Source organism: Kitasatospora sp. NPDC091257 (genome assembly GCF_044757675.1).
Lineage (GTDB): Bacteria > Actinomycetota > Actinomycetes > Streptomycetales > Streptomycetaceae > Kitasatospora > Kitasatospora lactacystinica.
Window position 1 is genome coordinate 1 of sequence record NZ_JBIVVI010000796.1, and the last position, 4310, is coordinate 4310.

The 4310-nt window shown below is 75.7% G+C and carries 4 protein-coding genes; 2 read left to right on the forward strand and 2 right to left on the reverse strand.

All coding sequences use genetic code 11. The features are described 5' to 3' along the window. Nucleotides 1–65: 65 nt before the first annotated feature. Nucleotides 66–629 carry a hypothetical protein gene (locus ACIQOV_RS29715; RefSeq protein ID WP_401053660.1) on the reverse strand — a complete coding sequence of 188 codons (564 nt, stop codon included), beginning with the start codon at nucleotides 627–629 and terminating at the stop codon, nucleotides 66–68. Between the two features lie 253 nt (nucleotides 630–882). Here ACIQOV_RS29715 and ACIQOV_RS29720 point away from each other — a divergent pair, with 253 nt between their 5' ends. Continuing rightward, nucleotides 883–2769, forward strand: a complete 1887-nt coding sequence (locus tag ACIQOV_RS29720) for a serine/threonine-protein kinase (protein ID WP_401053662.1) — start codon at nucleotides 883–885, stop codon at nucleotides 2767–2769. Nucleotides 2770–2776: 7 nt separating this feature from the next. Here the strand turns inward: ACIQOV_RS29720 and ACIQOV_RS29725 are convergent, their stop codons facing one another. Then, the gene (locus ACIQOV_RS29725) at nucleotides 2777–3307 is read right to left on the reverse strand and encodes an SHOCT domain-containing protein (protein WP_401053663.1); all 531 of its coding nucleotides are present in this window, start codon (nucleotides 3305–3307) and stop codon (nucleotides 2777–2779) included. Between the two features lie 56 nt (nucleotides 3308–3363). Here ACIQOV_RS29725 and ACIQOV_RS29730 point away from each other — a divergent pair. Next, on the forward strand, nucleotides 3364–4310 hold a 947-nt coding region (locus tag ACIQOV_RS29730), incomplete at its 3' end, for a protein kinase (protein WP_401053665.1).

Genomic DNA, 4310 nt, shown 5'->3' on the forward strand with positions numbered 1-4310 from the left:
GCCCCTGCCGGGAATCGGCGGGGGCCTTCGGGGTTTTCGGGAGGCTTCCGGGAGGGGCGCCGGCGTCAGCTTCGGGTGGCGGTGCGGCGGGTGAGGAGGAAGCCGCCGATGAGGGCGATGGTGTAGAAGGCGGCGTCGAGGGGGCGGAGGTCGGCGCGCCAGGCGGTGACGGTGTCGTGCAGCAGGTCGTGGGGGGCGGGGCCTTCGGCGCGCAGGCGGCGGAGGTGTTCGATCAGTTGGCCGAGGAGGAGGGCGCCGGCGGCGAGGAGGGCGCCGAGCGGGGGGAGCGAGCGGCTCGTGCCGCCGAGGCGGCCGAGGGGGAGGGCGACCAGGCCGGCCGGGGCGATGGCCAGCCAGCCGAGGCTGTCGGCGGCGCGCAGGGGGGCGCTGCCGTAGGCCAGGCCGCCAATCAGCATGGCGAGCAGGGCGAGGGCCACGGCCAGGGCGGTGCGGCGGCGGGGGACGGGCCGGGGCGGGGGTTCGGTGGGTTCGAAACCGGCCACGGGGGCGCCGGGCATGCCGGGGGCGACGTAGCCCTCGGGGGCGGCCGGGGGCGGCGCGACCGAGTAGTGCTCGGCGGTGCGGGGCCGGGTCGATGGGCCGTCAGTGCCCGGCGCGGGTGCGGTCATGGGCGTCGAATCCCCCCGGAAAGACGATGAGCTGCCGAACGGTAGCAGTGGTTCGGGCAGATCTTGGCGAGTTTTCGATCACAGATCGAGCACGGAGCGCCGCGCCCGTTCCGGTTCGTCCCGGCTTGTGGCGGGGGCCGGGTGGTCGCGGGCCCTCCGGACAGGAGATGATGGAGGCTTGGGCGTCCGGGCCCCAGGTCGGGCCGACGCGCCGTCACCACGACCGCCAGCAGCACATGGGGGAACGTTCCGAATGACCCAGGCGCAGGGTTCCACCGGCCGCCTCCTGGCCGGCCGCTACCGCCTGAACGGCGTGCTCGGGCGCGGTGGCATGGGCACGGTCTGGCGCGCCGAGGACGAGATGCTGGGCCGGACCGTCGCGGTCAAGGAACTGCGGATGAACGCCAGCGTCGACGAGGAGGAGAAGCACCGGCTGATCACCCGGACGCTGCGCGAGGCCAAGGCGACCGCGCGGATCCGGCACAGTTCGGCGGTGACGGTCTTCGACGTGGTCGACGAGGACGACCGGCCGTGGATCGTCATGGAGCTGGTCGAGTCCCGCTCGCTGGCCGACGTGGTGCGGGAGGACGGGCCGTTGGAGCCCGCCCGGGCCGCGGAGATCGCGCTGGACGTGCTGGGTGTGCTGAGCGCGGCGCACGCGCTGGGCATCCTGCACCGGGACGTCAAGCCGTCCAACGTGCTGATCGGCGAGGACGGCCGGGTGGTGCTCACCGACTTCGGCATCGCCAGTGTGGAGGGCGACGCCTCCGTCACCTCGACCGGGATGCTGGTCGGCGCGCCCTCGTACATCTCGCCGGAGCGGGCCCGCGGGCAGAAGCCCGGGCCGCCGGCCGATCTGTGGTCGCTGGGCGGCACGCTGTACGCGATGGTCGAGGGCCGGCCGCCGTACGACCGGGGCTCCGCGCTGGCCACGCTGACCGCGGTGATGACCGAGGACCTGGCGGCGCCGGTGAACGCCGGGCCGCTGCGGCCGGTGATCGAGGGGCTGCTGGCGAAGGACCCGGCCGAGCGCCTGGACGCCTCGCAGACCCGGTCGATGCTCAAGCGGGTGGTCGCGGAGTCCACCGCGCGGGCGGAGTCGACCACCGAGCACGCGGTGCCGGTGGAGAAGCCGGCCGGGGAGCCGGAGCCCGCGAAGGAGGCGCCGGAGCAGGCCGAGGAGGGCCGCAAGCGGCCCGTGGCCGGGCTGCTGGGGACGGTCCGGGTCGGCAGCCGGGCCCAGGACGAGGAGCCCGTCGAGAAGCCGGCCGGGGAGCCGGAGGCGCCGGAGCCGGAGTCGATCCGGCCGGTGACCAGCGAGTGGACGATGGGTGCGACGCAGGCGGCCGGGGCCGATCCGCGCACCGGTCGGCGGCGGCTGGCCATCGCCACCGTGATCGTGGTGCTGCTGCTGATCGCCGGGGTGGTGGCGGTGCTCCGGATGGTCGGCAACGAGGACGGCGGGTCGGGCGGCGGGGCCGCGCAGAGCGCGGGGGCCACCGCGCCGGCGGCGGCGGGCACGGAGCCGGAGTCGAGCCCGAGCGCGGCGGCGCCGCCGGCGAGCGGACCCGCGCCGCAGCCGACCGGCGACCCGGCCGCGGTGCCGGACGCGCCCGCGCAGTCGGCCGGTGCGCCGGCGGCTCCCGTGCAGCCCCCGGCACCGGCCCAGACCCCGGCGCAGCCCACGCCGGGGGGCGTGCCGGCCGGGTACCACGAGTACAAGGACCCGAGCGGCTTCTCGGTCGTGCTGCCGGACGGTCTGCAGCCGACGGCGTCCGACGCCAACCGGCGGATCTTCAAGAACGCGGCGGACGGCAGCCAGCTGCGGATCGAGTGGACCACGTCGCCCGGCGCGAGCGCGGTCGCCGACTGGCAGGAGTCGGAGCCGAGCGTCCGCGGGCAGGTCACCAACTACCAGCGGCTGAACCTGGCGGCGATCACCTACCGGCAGTGGAGCAACGCCGCGGACTGGGAGTGGACCAACGGCACGCCCAGGATGCACTCGCTCAACCGCGGCTTCGTGACCGGGACCCCGGCCAAGTACGGGTACTCGATCTACTGGATCGTCCCGGACGCCGAGTGGGCCGCCCAGGCCCCGGTCCGGGACGTCGTCTTCAACAGCTTCCAGCCCGCGCCGTAGACAGGCTCTAACCGATCAGGCGTTGCTTGGCGCGGGTGAACTCGTCCTCGGTGAGGGCACCGGAGGTGCGCAGGGCGGCCAGCCGTTCGAGCTGGCTGATGAGCTGTTCGCCGGTGGCGGCTCCGGCCGGTGCGGCGGGCAGGGCCTTCGGGGTGTTGCGGGCGGTGCGGGCGGCGGCCCGGAGCCGCTCGGCGAAGAACTCGGCCTTGACCACGTCCTCGAAGCGGTGGGAGCCGGTGAGCGCCACCACCAGGAGCACTTCGCCGTTGAGCTTGGTGCGGGTCACGGTGACGTCGCTGACGGCGGCGAGCGGAACCGGGACCGGCGGCTTGCCGTCCTTCAGGAACAGGAGCCGATGGGTGGTCAGCACGAGCACTCCCTTGCGGAAGTGCTCGGGGTGGCGCCCGGCGGTGGAGGCGACCGGTTTCTCGCCGTCGATGACGGTCGCCTCCACGGCGCGGACGGCCTCGGCCTGGTTGGCCTTGCTGCTGTTCCCGGACGCCTTGAGGGCGGTGTCGATCAGATCGGTCCAGTCCATGGACCGAGCCTAAGGGAGCCGCTCAGTAGGCTGGTCGGCGAGCGAGAGGAACTGGCATGCGAGGCGGCCCCGAGCTGTTGCTGGCGGGACGGTACCGGCTGACGGACCGTCCCGGACCGCTGAGCGCCCACGCGGTGGACGAGCGGACCGGAGAATCGGTGCTGCTGAGCGCCCTGGAGCTGCCGGGGCTGCTGACGGTGGGGCAGGATCCGGAGGACGCCGCCGCGGCACAGGCGGACCGCCTGGTGCGGCGGGTGGCGGCGGTCGGTTCGGCCGCGCCGGTCGCGCACCCGCGGCTGCTGCGGGGGGTCGGCGCGTTCGTCGAGGGCGAGCTGCTGTGGACGGTGGAGGAGCGGCCGGCCGGGTGGACGGTGGCCGAGCTGCTCGCCGAGGGGCCGCTGCCGCCGTACCGGGCGGCCGAGTTGGCGGCGGACCTGGCGGGCGCGCTGCGGGCGCTGCACGCGGCCGGGCTGACCCACGGTGACCTGACCGCGGAGTCCGTGCTGGTCTGCGAGGACGGTGCGGCGATGCTCGGCGGACTGCTCGCCGGGGTGGCGCAGGAGGCGCTGGCCGAGGAGCTCGGCGGGCCGGCCGGGCGGCGTCGGTACGAGGTGCGGGCGACCCTGGTCGGTCCGGTGGCGGAGCGCTGGCCGCTGGACGGCGGCCCGGCGGGCGACTGCTGGGCGCTCGGGGTGCTGGTGCAGCGGATGGTCACCGGCCGCGCGCCGTACCCGGAGCGGAACGTGCCGGAGCTGGTGACGGCCGTACGGGACGGGCGGCGCGAGCCCTCGGTGGTGTGCGGGCCGCTCGGGCCGCTGGTGGAGCGGCTGTTGCAGGCCGATCCGGTGCGGCGGCCGACGGCGGAGGCGGTGCGCGGGGAGCTGGCGGAGCTGCTGGCGGGGGCGCCGGAGCCGGTCGACGAGGAACGGGTGGCGGCGATCGCGGTGCCCGCTCCGCCGGAGTCGAGGCAGCCGCGCCGGCGGGGCGGGAGGACCGGGGCCCC